This is a genomic window from Micromonospora sp. NPDC023869 (genome assembly GCF_055559695.1).
In genome coordinates this window covers 896,563-911,196 of the sequence record NZ_JBVHKD010000001.1, presented here as the reverse complement: position 1 = coordinate 911,196, position 14,634 = coordinate 896,563, and the positions used below count along the sequence as shown (strand labels likewise).

Annotated in this window: 14 protein-coding genes, 1 tRNA gene and 1 riboswitch; of the genes, 8 read left to right on the top strand and 7 right to left on the bottom strand. The window is 70.0% G+C overall.

The features are described from left to right. Nucleotides 1–3: 3 nt before the first annotated feature. Genes ACZ31C_RS03920 through ACZ31C_RS03905 form a run of 4 tightly spaced genes read right to left on the bottom strand, consistent with a single transcriptional unit; the run spans nt 4 to nt 4,082 of the window. Nucleotides 4–654 carry an aminodeoxychorismate/anthranilate synthase component II gene (locus ACZ31C_RS03920; RefSeq protein WP_465794066.1) on the bottom strand — a complete coding sequence of 217 codons (651 nt, stop codon included), beginning with the start codon at nt 652–654 and terminating at the stop codon, nt 4–6. Between the two features lie 5 nt (nt 655–659). Beyond that, the gene (locus ACZ31C_RS03915) at nt 660–962 is read right to left on the bottom strand and encodes a hypothetical protein (protein ID WP_465794065.1); all 303 of its coding nucleotides are present in this window, start codon (nt 960–962) and stop codon (nt 660–662) included. Nucleotides 963–964: 2 nt separating this feature from the next. After that, nucleotides 965–3,274: a class E sortase gene (locus ACZ31C_RS03910; RefSeq protein WP_465794064.1), complete on the bottom strand. Its 2,310-nt coding sequence runs from the start codon at nt 3,272–3,274 to the stop codon at nt 965–967. 7 nt (nt 3,275–3,281) lie between these two features. Beyond that, nucleotides 3,282–4,082, bottom strand: a complete 801-nt coding sequence (locus tag ACZ31C_RS03905) for a DUF881 domain-containing protein (RefSeq protein WP_465794063.1) — start codon at nt 4,080–4,082, stop codon at nt 3,282–3,284. A gap of 222 nt (nt 4,083–4,304) precedes the next feature. Here ACZ31C_RS03905 and ACZ31C_RS03900 point away from each other — a divergent pair, with 222 nt between their 5' ends. The 4 genes from ACZ31C_RS03900 to ACZ31C_RS03885 all read left to right on the top strand — a co-directional run bounded on the left by ACZ31C_RS03900 (nt 4,305) and on the right by ACZ31C_RS03885 (nt 9,670). Next, nucleotides 4,305–4,568, top strand: coding sequence for a cell division protein CrgA (locus ACZ31C_RS03900; protein WP_396743965.1), 264 nt, complete (start codon nt 4,305–4,307; stop codon nt 4,566–4,568). A gap of 265 nt (nt 4,569–4,833) precedes the next feature. Then, a complete protein-coding gene (locus ACZ31C_RS03895) occupies nt 4,834–7,035 on the top strand; it encodes a (Fe-S)-binding protein (RefSeq protein ID WP_465794062.1) in 2,202 nt (733 codons plus the stop codon). A gap of 268 nt (nt 7,036–7,303) precedes the next feature. Next, nucleotides 7,304–8,302: a C40 family peptidase gene (locus ACZ31C_RS03890; RefSeq protein WP_465794061.1), complete on the top strand. Its 999-nt coding sequence runs from the start codon at nt 7,304–7,306 to the stop codon at nt 8,300–8,302. Between the two features lie 179 nt (nt 8,303–8,481). Next, a riboswitch (cyclic di-AMP (ydaO/yuaA leader) is annotated at nt 8,482–8,617 on the top strand. 12 nt (nt 8,618–8,629) lie between these two features. After that, nucleotides 8,630–9,670, top strand: coding sequence for an NlpC/P60 family protein (locus ACZ31C_RS03885; protein WP_465794060.1), 1,041 nt, complete (start codon nt 8,630–8,632; stop codon nt 9,668–9,670). Nucleotides 9,671–9,725: 55 nt separating this feature from the next. On the opposite strand, the gene dcd is transcribed toward ACZ31C_RS03885, so the two are convergent. Next, nucleotides 9,726–10,304, bottom strand: coding sequence for a dCTP deaminase (gene dcd, locus ACZ31C_RS03880; protein WP_350697664.1), 579 nt, complete (start codon nt 10,302–10,304; stop codon nt 9,726–9,728). Nucleotides 10,305–10,383: 79 nt separating this feature from the next. Between dcd and ACZ31C_RS03875 the strand changes: the two genes are divergently transcribed. After that, nucleotides 10,384–10,917 (top strand): pyridoxamine 5'-phosphate oxidase family protein, encoded by a 534-nt coding sequence (locus tag ACZ31C_RS03875; protein WP_131051699.1) that lies wholly within the window; start codon nt 10,384–10,386, stop codon nt 10,915–10,917. 67 nt (nt 10,918–10,984) lie between these two features. Here the strand turns inward: ACZ31C_RS03875 and ACZ31C_RS03870 are convergent, their stop codons facing one another. Beyond that, nucleotides 10,985–11,986, bottom strand: a complete 1,002-nt coding sequence (locus ACZ31C_RS03870) for a zinc metalloprotease (protein ID WP_396743980.1) — start codon at nt 11,984–11,986, stop codon at nt 10,985–10,987. A gap of 213 nt (nt 11,987–12,199) precedes the next feature. Here ACZ31C_RS03870 and ACZ31C_RS03865 point away from each other — a divergent pair. Further along, a tRNA-Gly gene (locus tag ACZ31C_RS03865) sits at nt 12,200–12,273 on the top strand. Nucleotides 12,274–12,316: 43 nt separating this feature from the next. Here the strand turns inward: ACZ31C_RS03865 and ACZ31C_RS03860 are convergent. Then, nucleotides 12,317–12,604: a hypothetical protein gene (locus ACZ31C_RS03860; RefSeq protein WP_465794059.1), complete on the bottom strand. Its 288-nt coding sequence runs from the start codon at nt 12,602–12,604 to the stop codon at nt 12,317–12,319. Nucleotides 12,605–13,008: 404 nt separating this feature from the next. Between ACZ31C_RS03860 and ACZ31C_RS03855 the strand changes: the two genes are divergently transcribed. Both ACZ31C_RS03855 and ACZ31C_RS03850 read left to right on the top strand, forming a co-directional pair. Continuing rightward, nucleotides 13,009–13,875, top strand: coding sequence for a GntR family transcriptional regulator (locus tag ACZ31C_RS03855; protein WP_465794058.1), 867 nt, complete (start codon nt 13,009–13,011; stop codon nt 13,873–13,875). Beyond that, nucleotides 13,872–14,567 (top strand): HAD family hydrolase, encoded by a 696-nt coding sequence (locus ACZ31C_RS03850; protein WP_465794057.1) that lies wholly within the window; start codon nt 13,872–13,874, stop codon nt 14,565–14,567. Before ACZ31C_RS03855 ends, ACZ31C_RS03850 begins: the two co-directional genes overlap by 4 nt. Nucleotides 14,568–14,634: the final 67 nt, after the last annotated feature.

Below are 14,634 nucleotides of genomic sequence, written 5' to 3'. Positions count from 1 at the left end.
GTGTCAGGTCGTGGCGAAGGCGGCGCGGCGGCGGGTGTCGACCTCGGCGGCCAGCGCGGGGGCACGGTCCAGCGCCTCCCGGTAGCCGCAGCCGGCCAGCCAGTTCGCCAGCATCAGGTGGCCGCCCTCGGTGAGCACCGACTCCGGGTGGAACTGCACGCCCTCGATCGGCAGCGTCCGATGCCGCATCGCCATCACCACGCCGGACTCCGTCCGGCCGGTGACCTCCAGCTCCTCCGGCAGCGTCTCGGGCAGGACGGCGAGGGAGTGGTAGCGGGTCGCGGTGAACGGGTCGGGCAGCCCGGCGAGTACGCCGATCGAGTCGTGGCGTACCTCCGAGGTCTTGCCGTGCAGCAGCTCCGGAGCGCGGGCGACGGTGGCGCCGTACGCCTCGCCGATCGCCTGGTGACCGAGGCAGACGCCGAAGATCGGGATCTCGCCCGCGTACCGGCGGATCACGTCGAGGCAGATGCCGGCCCGGTCGGGACTGCCCGGCCCGGGCGAGAGCAGGATGCCGTCGGCACCGACCCGGCCCACCTCCGCCACGTCGATCTCGTCGTTTCGCCGCACCTCGCACTCGACGCCGAGCTGGCCGAGGTACTGCACCAGGTTGAAGACGAACGAGTCGTAGTTGTCGATCACCAGGACGCGCATCGGCCTCACTCGTCTTCGTCCGGCGGCGGGGTGTTGTTCCGGTCGGTGTCGTACGGCAGGTCGTGCTCGTCACCGGGCGGGGCGTCGTCCTGCGGGTCCTCGCCGGGCACCACGTCGCTACCGGGTACGCCGGGACCGTCGTCCTGCTGGGTGACCTGGACGTCCTCCCCGGTGAACGGGAGCAGCGGCCCGGCCCAGGGGAAGACCACGTACCAGAGCAGCGCCACCGCGGTGGTGGCGAGCAGCAGGCTGCCGACGAGTTTGCCGGGCAACCCGAAGGGCAGCTTGCGCCAGATCCAGCCGTACATCGTCAGGCTCCCAGCTCCGCCGGGCGCCCCTCGGCCTTCGGCTGCGTACGGGTCAACTCGGCGTGGACGATCAACCGCTCGTAGTTGTCGAACTTGGGATTGCAGGTGGTCAGGGTCAGCATCCGCTTGGACGGTCGGGCTCCCGGCCGCCCCGGTACGGGTGCGACCACCTCCACCTGGGACGGCTTCACGATGTGGTTCTCGGTGACCTGGTAGACGTACCACTCGTTGCGGCCCTCGACCACGATGGCGTCACCGTCGCGCAGCTCGTCCAGTCGCCAGAAGGTGGCCCGGTTGCGGTGCCCGGCAACGGAGAAGTTACCGACCTGACCGGGCAGGGCGCTCTCCGGGTAGTGCCCCGGCGCGTACCGGATGTCCTCCTGGCGGACACCCTCGACGACGATCCACTCCTTCTCGAACTTGGGGATGTAGAGCCCGGCGATCGGCTTGCCGTTGACCGGCGGCTTCGGGGACGCGGACGGCGAGGCGCTGGCCGAGGGGGCCACCGTCGGGTCGCCCTCGGGCCCCCACGCCTGCGCGAGCTGCTGGCTCAACTCGCCCTGGTGCGCGTCGACGATCGCCGACTTGCCCCAGATCTCGTAGCCGGCGAAGAGGAGCACCACCAGGCCGAAGGTGATCAGCAGCTCGCCGCTGAACCGCAGGCCGGTGCGGACCCGGGACCACGCGGACGGTCGGGTCAGCTCGGAGTAGACGCTCTTGTAGCCCTCACCGGTCTGGTGCGGCCGGAGTTGCACCACCCGGTCACCCCGTCGCGGCTTGGGAGGCTCGGCACCCGGGGCGGCACCGTCAGCGGGGTCGTCGGTCTTCGGCGGTCGGGGCACGGCCCCCATCAGGGCGGTGGAGTCCATCGCGGGCGGTGTGCTCGGCCGGGTGCCGGTGATCGCGGGGATCAGGGCGGTGGCACCCGGGTCGGCCGACGGCCCGCCGCCCGACCGGGAGCCGGTGGAGGCCCCGCCGGCCGGCGACAACGCCGGGGTGTTGCCGGTCGGCGACGATGCGGGGGTGTTGCCGGTCGGCGGCGATGCCGAGGCACCGCGCGTCGGCGACGAGGGCATGCCGCCGGCCGCAGAGGGCGTGGAAGCCCCGCCGGTCGTCGGCGACGTGGGCGTGCCGCCGTTCGGGGAGGCGGCGGAGCGGGCCGGGCCGCCGATCGCCGGCATCAGTGCCGTCGGCCCTTCACCCGACCAGCTCTGCTCGGTGGGCTGCCCCGAGGGCGGGGCGTCGCGGCCGTCCCGGTTGTCCGTCCGCCATGCCGCAGGCGGCTGCGGGCCCGTGGGCTGCGACGTCGGGTGCTGCGACATCGGGTGGTGCTGCGATGCCGGGTGGTGCGGGGAGCTGGGCTGCTGGCGGGCGGGCCCCGACGGCGGGACCTGCCCGGGCTGCGCACCGTGCCGCGCCTGCGCCGGGTCGAGGCCGTGCCGGGCGAACGGCGGCTGTCCCGATCCGGTAGGCGGAGTCTGGGCGGGCGGGTGACCGGGCTGCGGCGTGGCCGGTCGCACCGGGCCGGCGTCGGGCCGGGTCTGTCCGGTCGCCGGTCGTCCCTGGGCGCCACCGGGCGGCGAGTGGCGCGCCGCCTCCCCGGCGGACCAGGCCGAGGAGGCACCCGGGCCGTTCGCCTGCGGCCCAGGACCGCCGGAAGCGGTGCCGTCAGGTGGGGTGGGCGCGGCGGGGCGTCGAGCCTCGAAGGCTCCGCGCCACGGGGTCGGCTCGACGGGGATGTCCGGCTCGCTGGAGGGCAGGGGTACGCCGTTCCACTGCCCGGCGCCGGCCGGGCTCTGCCGTCGACCGGGTCCGTCGACCGGCGGCACGCTCGGCGACGGGCCCCACCGACCCGGCGACCGCTCCTGGCTCGGCGACCGCTCCTGGCTCGGACCGGCGTCCCTGCGACCGGGTGCTTCGGAGTCACCCTGGCCGGCAGTTGCGCCGAAGCGAGGGTCCGGTCCACTGCTTGCCGGGGCGGAGGTGTCCCACCGGCCGGGCGTGGTGTTCCAGCGACCGGCCGGGCCGGCGGGCTCTCCGGACCGGGTGTCGGGGGGCCCGGACGGCCGATTGTCGGGCGAGACCGGCGGACGGCGCTCGGGCCCGGCCGACGACCGGGTGTCGGGCGTGGCGTGGCGACGGCTGTCAGGAGTGGCCAGGTGGCGGCTGTCCGGCGTGGCCGGGTGGCGGCTGTCGGGCCTGGCTGGGTGGTGACTGTCCGGCGTGGCCGGGTCCGGCCGCTCGATCTTGGGCAGGAAGGCGGTGGGTTCGTCGGCCTGGTCGCGGTGCCGCCCGTCGGGGTGCGGACTCACTGCGCACTCACTGCGGCACCGTCGCCGATCGTAGGGTGGTGGAGTCCTCGAACGCGGGCACGGTGACGGTGCCGGAAAGCTCCTGGTAGCCGAGCTGGTAATTGTCGACCGCGTCCCTGAACCACCGGACTCCCTCGGAAGCGGCGAGGGCCTGCCGCAGTGCGGCGGGGTCGCCAATTGCTACGATCTTGAACGGAGGGGAGTACACCCGGCCGTGCAGCAGCAGGGTGTTACCCACGCAGCGTACCGCGCTGGTCGCCAGGACGCGGACGTTCATGATTGACATGGCCTCCGCGCCGCCGGCCCACAACGCGTTCACCACTGCTTGGACGTCACCCTGGTGTACGACCAGGTCGTCGTTGGTGGCCCCGTCGGGCAGGTTGTTGAGCCGGGGCGCGTCGTCGAGCACGACGGTCATCCCCGAGCCGGTCAGCTCGGTGAAACCGGCGGTGGCAAGGCTGGCGGTGCCGCGTTCCTGCTGCTCCCGGATCGGCCCGTCAGAGTCGGCGAGGTCGGCCGTACGGCTCTCGACCTCTTTGCGCAGCGTCGCGGCGCGCTCCTCGTTCGCCGCCACCTGGGCGCGGCGGTCCTCGATGAGTTCGGTGAGCTGGGGGCGTCGGTCCTCGCGCAGGTTCGTGCCGCCCGCGGTGGTGGCGGTGGTGGTGAAGAGCAGGCCGGCCGCGGCGGCGATCAGCGGTACCCCGATCGACCAGCCCGGACGGCGCTGACGCGGCCGGCGGGGCAGCAACCCGGCGACGAGTCGTCGCAGCGCTTTCTGCCACGACGCTGCGCCGGACGTGTACTCCACGGCCGTTCCCCCTTGTCCTCCGGCTCCGGCACCCGTGGGGTGCGGCGGAGCGACGGTCGCCCGCCCGTCCGATTCTCCGATGCCGGGCATCGGTCTGGCCTCATCCGTGGATTGGACGGGCCTTCCGGACTACGCTAGCTGTCGAACATTATTGGCCATGGACCGTCGCCCTCGCGCCCGGTTGTCAGGCCGGACGAGGTCGTAACCCCTCTGGAGAGCGTCGTGCCCAAGTCTCAGGTCCGCAAGAAGAAGGTGTACACCCCGCCCACGGATGTACGCCCGACGACGACATCGGCGTCCCGTAAGCCGAGCCCGGTCTGGCTGCCCGCCACGGCCGTGTCGTTGATCGCCTTCGGCATCGCCTGGCTGGTGGTCTACTACCTGTCTGAGCAGGAGTACCCGGTCATGGAGCTCGGGTACTGGAACCTCGCGATCGGCTTCGGCGCGATGGTCGGCTCCCTGATCCTGCTCTCCCGCTGGCGCTGATTCCCTGCTCAACGGCCACCTGCGCGGGCCCCGACCGAGCGGACTCGGCGGCGGCCTCCTAAGGTGTGCGCAGGGCGGCGTGGCCCAGGTGCGAGAAGTCTCACGTTACTGCTGAGTAACCTTGCGCGTAAGCTGCATCGCATGACCGAGTGGACCGAGGTCATCGACCGATCCGGGTCGAGGTGCGGCACCCTGGGGTGACCAACCGCACCCCGACCCCGGTCGCCGAGCCGCTCGACAGGCAGCAGACCGGGAGGCCAACTCGATGGGCAGCGTCCAGATCGTCACCACGATCCTCGCGGCCGCCATCACCGCCGTGGCGGTGTGGCTTGCGGTGCGTGCGGTCTCGAAGATGTTCGCCGTGATCCGGCTGGGTCAGCCCGATCCGTCCCGCTCCGGTGACCACGTCGAGCGTACGAAGACCATGCTCGCGGAGACGGCCGGGCACACCCGGATGCTCCGCTGGAGCGTGGTCGGCGCCGCGCACTGGTTCGTGATGGTCGGCTTCCTCGTGCTGTCGCTGCTGGTGCTTGAGGCGTACTTCGAGGTGGTGTCACCGACCGCCGGGTTGCCGCTGATCGGTGGCTGGGCGCTCTACGGGCTGGTCACCGAATGGATCGGCATCTTCGGTGTCGTCGGCATCGTGGCGCTGATCGCGATCCGGGTGGCCAATCGGCCGAGTCAGGCCGGACGCCGGTCCCGATTCACCGGCTCCACCATGTGGCAGGGCTACTTCGTCGAGGCCGTCGTTCTCGCCGTCCTGGTCATGGGCTTCCTGATCCGCGGCTTCAAGGTGGCCACCGACCACTTCGAGTACCCGACCTGGGCCACCCCGCTGAGTCACGCGGTTGGCTCGGTGCTGCCGGACTGGGAGTCCGGGGTCAGCGTCGCCGCCCTCATCAAGATCGCGATTTCGATGACCTGGCTCATCGTGATCTCGCTGAACGTCACCATGGGTGTCGCCTGGCACCGCTTCCTGGCCTTCCCGAACATCTACTTCAAGCGGAAGCCGGGTGCGTCCGGCTCCGGCCTCGGGCCGCTGCGGCCGATGATGAGCGAGGGCAAGCCGCTCGACTTCGAGGAGGCCGATCCGGAGTCCGACCAGTTCGGCGTCGCGCACGTCGAGCAGTTCACCTGGAAGGGCCTGCTGGACTTCAGCACCTGCACCGAGTGCGGCCGGTGCCAGTCGCAGTGCCCGGCGTGGAACACCGGCAAGCCGCTGTCGCCGAAGCTGCTGGTGCTCAGCCTGCGCGACCACGCGTACGCCAAGGCGCCCTATCTGCTGGCCGGCGGCGGCAAGGACCTCACCGGCGAGGAGAAGGCCACCGCCGCGCAGCTCGCCCACGTCGACGTGCTGGCGCTCGCCGAGGCGGAGAAGCCGCTGATCGGTGATGCCGAGGCGGGCGGCGTGATCGACCCGGACGTGCTCTGGTCGTGCACCACCTGCGGTGCCTGCGTCGAGCAGTGCCCGGTGGACATCGAGCATGTCGACCACATCGTCGACATGCGCCGCTACCAGGTGCTGATCGAGTCGAACTTCCCCTCCGAGGCCGGCGTGATGCTGCGCAACCTGGAGAACAAGGGCAACCCCTGGGGTGCGCCGCAGAACACACGGGAGGACTGGACCAAGGGCCTCGACTTCGAGGTGCCCCGGGTCGGTGAGGTCGAGGACTTCGAGTACCTCTTCTGGGTGGGCTGTGCCGGGGCGTTCGAGGACCGGGCGAAGAAGACCACCCGGGCGGTCGCCACCCTGCTGAACGAGGCGGGCGTCTCGTTCGCCATCCTCGGTGAGGGCGAGACCTGCTCCGGCGACCCGGCCCGCCGCATCGGCAACGAGTTCGTCTTCCAGATGCTCGCCCAGCAGAACGTGGAGACGCTCAACGAGGCGTTCGAGGGCCGCGAGAAGGCCAAGCGGAAGATCGTCGCGACCTGTCCGCACTGCTTCAACACCCTGGGCAGCGAGTACGGCCAGCTCGGCGGCGAGTTCGAGGTGGTGCACCACACCCAGTTGCTGGCGCACCTGGTCGCCACCGGCAAGCTGACCCCGGTGCAGCCGGTCGACGGCGGCGTCACCTACCACGACCCGTGCTACCTGGGCCGGCACAACCGGGTCTTCACCCCGCCACGCGAGGTGCTGGGCAGCGCCGTCGGCGCCGACGACGGCCTGGTCGAGATGCCGCGCAACAGCGAGCGCTCCTTCTGCTGCGGCGCCGGTGGCGCGCGCATGTGGATGGAGGAGCGGATCGGCAAGCGGATCAATGTGGATCGGGTCGAGGAGGCCATGTCCACCGGTGCGAGGACCGTCGCGGTCGGCTGTCCGTTCTGCTCGACGATGCTGAGTGACGGAGTCAACGGCAAGGGCGCCGGCGACCAGGTCGAGGTGGTCGACGTGGCCAGCGTGCTGTTGCGTTCGGTCAAGCCCGAGCAGGCCCGGGGCGCCGAGGAGGGCGAGCCGGTCGCCGGGTGACCAGCGCGTACGTCGGGACGTGGCGGCATCTGTACGGATGCCGACACGTCCCGATTTTTATATTGGCGTGGATAACTGTAACGAATTGGTCGACACCCTTTGTGTGCGATCGGTCGCGCAAAGGTGAATGAGCCGTTGGTCGCCTTGATTCCGCCGCGCGCGTTCCCCTAATGTGGGGCACCGACCGCCGTGGGTCGTCTGTCTCGCCCCTTACCGCTAGCGGGACGCCCGGTGGTCGGTCGCAAAGGAGTCGGTGCCGGTGGCAACCATGCCCCTCCATCGTCATGCGCCGGGACGCCCCACCCCCGCGCGCGGGCTGCGCAAGGTCGCTCGCCGTCTGGTCGTCCTGGTCGCCGCCGCTGCGGTCGGTGCTGGTCTGGTCGCCGCGCCCGCGTACGCCGAGCCGTCGGTGGACGAGATCGAGCGCCAGATCGACAAGCAGTGGCAGCAGCTCGAACCCACCATCGAGCAGTTCAACAAGGTGCGCTCGGAGCTGAGGGTCAATCGCGAGAAGGTCGACAAGCTGGAGAAGAAGATCCAGCCGTTGGCCCTGGAGACCGAGTTGGCGATGAACCGGGTCGCGGGTCTCGCCTCCCGGTACTACATCACCGGCCCCTCGCAGGAACTCGGCGCGGTGCTGCTCAACGCGAAGCCGGACCAGCTCGGTGAGCAGATGGCCCTCCTCGACCGGCTGGCCTGGGAGGAGCGCCGTCAGCTCGAGGGCGTCATGAAGATCCGGAAGAAGTACGACGACCAGAAGGCCACGCTCGACGCGCTGATCGTCGACCAGGAGGCCAAGCAGAAGCAGCTCGCGGCGAAGAAGAAGCAGATCGACGCCGAGATCAAGCGGCTGGAGCGGTCCCTGCCGGTGACCACGGTCAAGACCACCAACTGCCCGACCATCAACGGTGTGGTCAGTGACGCGGCCCGGACGGCCATCCGGACCGCCTGCGCGCAGGTCGGCAAGCCGTACGTCTGGGGTGCTACCGGCCCGAACTCGTTCGACTGCTCCGGTCTCACCCAGTACGCGTACCGGGCGGCGGGTATCTCCCTGACTCACTTCACCGGCGCCCAGTGGCGCGAGGGCAAGGCGATCTCGCGGGCCGACGCCCGCCCCGGTGACCTCGTGTTCTTCCGCAGCGACGTGAGTCACGTCGGGATCTATCTGGGCAACAACACGATGGTGCACGCGGCGCGTGCCGGTGTCCCGGTCAACGTCTCGCCGATCACGACGATGCCGGTCGCCGGGTTCCGTCGACCAGGCTGACGCCTGAGCGCGTACGCAGGAACCACGGAAGGCCCTCGGTCAAGCGACCGGGGGCCTTCTTCGTTGTCGGATTAATGCACCGAGAGTGACGGTGTGGGTGTGTTGCGTATCGACACTGGTCGTCCCTACGCTGGTCAATCGTCGGGCCGCTGGCACGACCGCCCACCCGGGGCGGTGACGGTCCGACACCGCCGAGTCGCTGTACGAGCGAGCCGGGGACCCAGGTTCCCGGGGTGAGTCCGCGATGTCGCGGTAGGGCGCCCCCTTCCCGCCCGAACCCGTCAGCTAACCCGGTAGGCGGTCTGGGAAGAAGGAGTACGCAGCCCGGTGGCACACCATGCCCCGCGGCCTCCGTCGTACCGGTCGGCGAAGCCCGGCCCGACGACGGATGCGCCGCGATTCCGCTGGTACCGCTGCACCACCGCACTCGCCGCACTCGCCGCGACCGCCGTTCTGCTGACCGGCGGCGCGACGGCGGCCCACGCCGACCCCACGGTCGACGACATCGAGCGCCAGATCGACGAGGACTGGAATCGGCTCGAAGCCGTCATCGAACGACACAACGCGACCCGGCAGGACCTGGCTGGCACCCGCCGCGAGGCGGACGCCCTGACCGCTCGCATCGCCCCGTTGCAGCAGCAGGTGGACGAGGCGATGAAGCGGGTCGGTGCGCTGGCCGCGCGGGCGTACCGCGGCGAGCCGGTCCGCGCCGTGAACACGCTGCTGGGTAGCCGGTCGCCGGGCGAGGTCATCGCCCAGCTCGGCGTGCTCGACCGGTACGCACGCTTCCAGCAGGAGGATGTACGCCAGGCGCGTGAGCTGCGGGACGAACTCGCCGCCGCCCGAGCCGGACTGGACCGCACCATCGCCGAGCTGACCCGCACCGAGGCTGACCTGGCCGGGAAGCGGCGGCAGATCGACACCGAGATCGAGCGGCTGCAACGGTTGCGGCTGCGAGCGCACGACGACGGGGGTGGTGGTCCGTTGCGGCCAGCGCCCTGTCCGGCCACCTATCCGGGTGGCCCGGCCGGTGAGGCGGTCACCTTCGCGTGCGCCCAGATCGGCAAGCCGTACTCGTGGGGGGCCGAGGGGCCGCACGCGTACGACTGCTCGGGTTTGATGCTGGCCGCGTGGGCGCGGGCTGGAGTGGCGCTGCCGCACAACGCGGCGCGGCAGCGGCAGGTCACCGCCTCGGTCGGTCGCGGCGACCTGCGCCCGGGTGACCTGGTCTTCTATTTCCGCGACCTGCACCACGTGGGGATGTACGTCGGTGGCGGCTGGGTGGTGCACGCCTCCCGTGCGGGCAAGCCGATCGCGATGAAGCGGATGGACACCAGTCCGATCCACAGTTTCGGTCGGCCCGGCTGAGTCGCCGGGCGGACGACCACGGGCCCGCGTCCGCGCGGCGCGGGCCCGCCGGTGGTCAGCGGGTCGGCCAGGTGCGCCAGTTCTGCCAGGCGCGGCTCGGCGTCGGGCCGCGCTGCCCCTGGTAGCGCGAGCCGTAGACGAGCGAGCCGTACGGGTGCTCGGCGGGCGACGAGAGCCGGAAGATGCAGAGCTGGCCGATCTTCATGCCGGGCCAGAGCATGATCGGCAGGTTGGCCACGTTGGACAGTTCCAGCGTCACGTGACCGGAGAAGCCGGGGTCGATGAAGCCGGCGGTGGAGTGCGTCAGCAGGCCGAGGCGACCGAGGCTGGACTTGCCTTCGAGCCGGCCGGCGAGCTGGTCGCCGAGCGAGATCACCTCAAGCGTGGAGGCGAGCACGAACTCGCCCGGGTGCAGCACGAACGGCTCGCCGTCGGGCACCTCCACCGGCGAGGTGAGATCGTCCTGCTGGGTGGCCGGGTCGATGTGTGTGTACAGGTGGTTGTTGAACACCCGGAACAGCTTGTCCAGGCGGACGTCGATGCTGGACGGCTGCACCAGGGTGGGCTCGAAGGGCTCCAGCGCCAGGGTGCCGGCCTTGATCTCGGAGACCAGGTCACGGTCGGAGAGCAGCATCGCCACACCTTAGCGGCCGGTAGTCGTGACCTGCGTGTCGGACTACCTGCTTAGAACGTATGTTCGATAGGATGTCGGCATGGCTTCCTGGTCCGATTTCGCCGTCGACGAGCCCCGACTCGCCGACGGGATCCGTCTTCTCATGCAGCAGTACGGCCCGGGCTTCGGCTATCTGGCCACGGTCCGCGCCGACGGCGGGCCCCGGGTGCACCCGGTCTCCCCGGTGATCACCGACGACGGTCTGTTCTGCTTCGTGATCGACTCACCGAAGCGGCGCGACCTGGAACGCGACGGGCGTTACGCGCTCCACTCGTTCCCGGCGGAGGAGAGCGACGACGAGGCGTACGTCGCCGGCCGGGCCCGACCCGTCACCGACGACGCCACGGTGGCCCGGTTGGCGCTCGCGGCCCGCGCCGCCCCGCACGCCGACTGGCGTCTGTTCGAGTTCACCGTCGACGTGGCGATGCTCGCCCGGCACGAGCGCGCCGCCACCGGCGGGCTGGTCGGTGAGCCGGCCGTGCAGGTCTGGCTCGACCCGGCCGGCGCCACCCCGCAGGCCGCCCGGCCCACGCCCCACCGGACCCGCGCGGCCCGACATGTCCGCGCCGCCTGAACCGACCGGTGCCGGCCCCGCCTGACGACGGGACCGGCACCGGAGGTACGCGCCGACGACTCCCGCGCTACGCGCGGTAGGTGTTCCACGCGTTGATCATCCGGGTCGCCTGGCCCGGGGTGAACTGGTACATGCAGGTGTCGTAGGTGTAGTCCATGAAGTTGGTGATCGGGTCCAGCCCCGTGGTGGAGCAGGTGTCCCGACCGGTCGGGCACTGGTAGGCCGCCGACGCCTCCGCCGGAGTGTCCGAGACCTGGTCGCCGCTGCCCGAGCAGCCGCCCTGGAACGTGTGGTACAGGTTCAGCCAGTGGCCGACCTCGTGGGTGCCGGTGTCACCCTGGTTGTAGTTGGTGGCGGTGCCACCCGGCAACGACTCGCTGAGCACGACCACGCCGTCCATCACGTTCAGCGTGGTCTGCGGGAAGGTCGCCCAGCCGAGCAGGCCGTTGCTCAGCGCACCCAGATAGATGTTGAGCGTGCCCTTGGTGCCCTGGCGGAGCTGGGTCTTCATCTGCCGCTCGGCCGTGGAACCCTGCCGGATCGGATACCACGACGTGTTGGTGACCCGGTTGATGCTCTGCAACTGGAATGCGAAGGCGGTGGCGGCACCGCCGGTCGCACCGGCGAACGACTGGTTCAACACGCTGATCTGCGACTGGATCATCGAGTCGGGGATGTTCCCGCCGGCCCGGGTGGTGTCCTTGCGGATCACGTGCACCACGACCGGAATCGTGACCGAGGCCGCAGCGGCCTGGGCGCTGAGCGTACGCTGGCCGACCCGCTTGGCCCGCTCCTGCAACAGGTCGGCGAACTCCGACTCCCGCTGGTGCAGTTGAGCCATGGTCAACTCGTTCGGGTCGTGCTTGACGACCGCGTCGCCCCGGACCCGGGCCGCAGTGCCCGTCGGGTCCTCGCACACCTCGTCGGCGGAGACGGCGGCAGCCGTCGGAATGGCGGCCGTGGTGGCCGCCGGGAGCAGACCGACCGTGGCCACACCGAGCGCCACCGCCAGCGACGTCGATGCGATGCCGGCGATCCGCCGGTTCAGCAGGACGGGACGGAGTCCCATAAGCCCACCTCTTTCTGGCGACGCGACTGGGGGTTGTGTCGCGCCGTGCGGGAAACGTGGGCCAGACGTTACAACGCATAGACAAATTTGAGAATGGCTATGTGTTGCCGGCTTGCAACTTCTTGCGGAGCGTGCGGAGGCGGGCCGGGCGGGGTGGTCGGCGGGGGTGGCTGGGTGCACCGGGGCGGCGGCTCAGGTACAGTGGTGCCGCTTGCGGGTGTAGTTCAATGGCAGAACATCAGCTTCCCAAGCTGACAGTGCGGGTTCGATTCCCGTCACCCGCTCCACCGTGAAGCCCAGGTCAGGATGCGCTCCCGACCTGGGCTTCATTCATGCCGACCGCTTGCTGGGCGTGCTGTGCCCGCTGCGAGTCAGGGCGCAGAGCAGTCGATAGGCGAGGTCGACAGCGCGTTGCTCCCGTCTACGTGAGCCCCAGATCCGGTTGATGGTGGCCAGCTCGACGCGGACGTCGGCCAAGGCGTCGCGGCGGATCTTCGCGCAGTAGGAGGTGTTCGCCGCCCGTGTCTCGTCGTTGATGCGGCGGACCTCCGTCCGGCCGAGGCGACGGATGCCGGTCGTCGCGAGTTCCCCGATCTCGCCGATCGACAGAGTGGTCACGTCCGGCGGGATACCGGCGGCGTGGATGGCGACAGCGAGTTGACCATTCGACAGGCGGGTCAGGCGGGCTGCTGTCAGCGATGAAGGGATAGCCGGTGCCGCGATGCGGGCGGGAGTGTGGGTGTCCTGCGCCGGCGTGCGTCTGCTGGCGACTCGGTCGCTAGGGTGAAGAAGCATCGTGTTCCTTTCGCGAGGGCGATGCGTCTGGCCTCGGCGGGCCGCAATCCCGTCGGGGCCTTCGCTTTGCGCGTCCGAAGTCCTCGTAAGGGCGGTCGCGCGTCGATCCATAGGGGAAGCTGGGCAAGCATTGAGGACCTGAATCGACCGTAGATTTGCTTGACTAGCCAAGTCAGGGCCCTGCGGTAAACTTTTCTGGCCTGGCTAGCCAGCGTTAGAGTGTTGTGGTGAGCGAGAGTCCTGACTTCCTCGGTCAGCTTGATCCCGACGACCCGAAACAGGCATCCCAGCAGATCGCGAACAAGCTGCGGGCTGCCATCCTCACGCGTCGACTCGCGCCGGGCGACAGGCTGCCGTCGCAACCCGAGCTGGCCGCCCGCTACGGCGTGGCCCGAGAGACGGTCAAGCGAGCCTTGGACCTGCTCCGGGCCGAGCGGCTGATCGTGTCCCGTCAGGGCAGCGGTGTGTTCGTCCGAGCGCAGACGCAGCGGGCCGTGGAACTACGCCCGCACGTCGAAGCCGCGTTCGAGCGGCCCCACGTCACCATCGACTTCGCCGGATTCTCCGGCGAGACACTGCGCGACGCGCTCGCCGAGACCCTCGACAAGGTGCGCGTCGGTCGACTCGCGCCCGAGACCATCGCCGTGCGCGTCCTGATCTCCGACATGACCGCACCGATGGCACTGCCCACGCGGGTCGAGACACAGACCGACGACCCAGCGGTACGCGAACGCGCCGAGCGAATCACCTGCCGAGCAGTAGACGCGATCATCGATCAGGTCACCGAGCTGGGCGACCTCGGCCTGATCCGGTCGGCCACCGTCGAGGTGCGGCTACACCGGGCATCCCCGCAGTTCAAGCTCTACATCCTCAACAACGAAGAGGTCTTCTACGGCTTTTATCCCGTCACCGAACGCACCGTGTCGATCAAGGGCGAGTCGACGGCCATCTACGACCTGATGGGCAAGGACGTGCCCCTGTTCCACTACGCCGTAACCGACGACGACACCTCCCACGGCACACAGTTCGTGGAAGCCTCCCGCCAGTGGTTCGACTCGGTGTGGTCGACGATCGCCTACCGGTACGACGCATGAACGCCGACCTCGGCCGACTGCTCGGTGACGTCGACGCACTGCTACTCGACTTCGACGGCCCAGTGTGCAGCATCTTCGCCGGATACCCCGCACCCCAGGTTGCCGCCGAGTTGGTCGATGTACTGCGGCGGCACGGGTTCGACGTGTCGACGCAACTCGCTAGCGAGCCAGACCCGCTCGAAGTGCTACGCCGCACCGGAGCGGCTTGCGACGATGGCGTCACGCGGGCCATAGAAGACGCACTTAGCGCGGCCGAACGCCGAGCCATTGAGACTGCCGAACCCACCCCGTACGGACGGGAGGTCATCGTCGCGGCCCGGCATGCCGGAATGCCGGTAGCGGTGGTTAGCAACAACTCAGCTAATGCGGTGAGCGCCTACCTCGCAGCACACCGGCTAGCGGCACACGTGTCGCTGGTGGTCGGTCGGGCGTACGCCGACCCAGATCGTATGAAGCCCAACCCGGAGCCGATCCTGCGAGCCGCATGCGCACTCGGCAAACCGCTGATCCGGTGTGTGCTGGTCGGAGACTCCATCTCGGACATTGAGGGGGCGCAAGCAGCAGGGGCGCCGGTGATCGGCTATGCGAACCGGCCTGCGAAGGTCGAAACACTCCGTCTGGCTGGGGCGGAAGCGGTGGTCACCAGCATGGGCGAGGTTGCAAGGGTGCTAATCGGCCGGATAGGCGACTGAAGGCGCTACATACTGGCTGGTCAGCGCTTGGTCGGTTTGGTCTTAAAAGCCAGCACGGGTGCGATAG

Bases quoted from the DNA above. Each gene is read 5' to 3' on its own strand.
- ACZ31C_RS03870 (WP_396743980.1), bottom strand. From the start codon at position 11,986: ATGGGACTCCGTCCCGTCCTGCTGAACCGGCGGATCGCCGGCATCGCA.
- dcd (WP_350697664.1), bottom strand. From the start codon at position 10,304: ATGCTGCTCTCCGACCGTGACCTGGTCTCCGAGATCAAGGCCGGCACC.
- ACZ31C_RS03850 (WP_465794057.1), top strand. From the start codon at position 13,872: ATGAACGCCGACCTCGGCCGACTGCTCGGTGACGTCGACGCACTGCTA.
- ACZ31C_RS03875 (WP_131051699.1), top strand. From the start codon at position 10,384: ATGGCTTCCTGGTCCGATTTCGCCGTCGACGAGCCCCGACTCGCCGAC.
- ACZ31C_RS03895 (WP_465794062.1), top strand. From the start codon at position 4,834: ATGGGCAGCGTCCAGATCGTCACCACGATCCTCGCGGCCGCCATCACC.
- ACZ31C_RS03920 (WP_465794066.1), bottom strand. From the start codon at position 654: ATGCGCGTCCTGGTGATCGACAACTACGACTCGTTCGTCTTCAACCTG.
- ACZ31C_RS03890 (WP_465794061.1), top strand. From the start codon at position 7,304: ATGCCCCTCCATCGTCATGCGCCGGGACGCCCCACCCCCGCGCGCGGG.
- ACZ31C_RS03915 (WP_465794065.1), bottom strand. From the start codon at position 962: ATGTACGGCTGGATCTGGCGCAAGCTGCCCTTCGGGTTGCCCGGCAAA.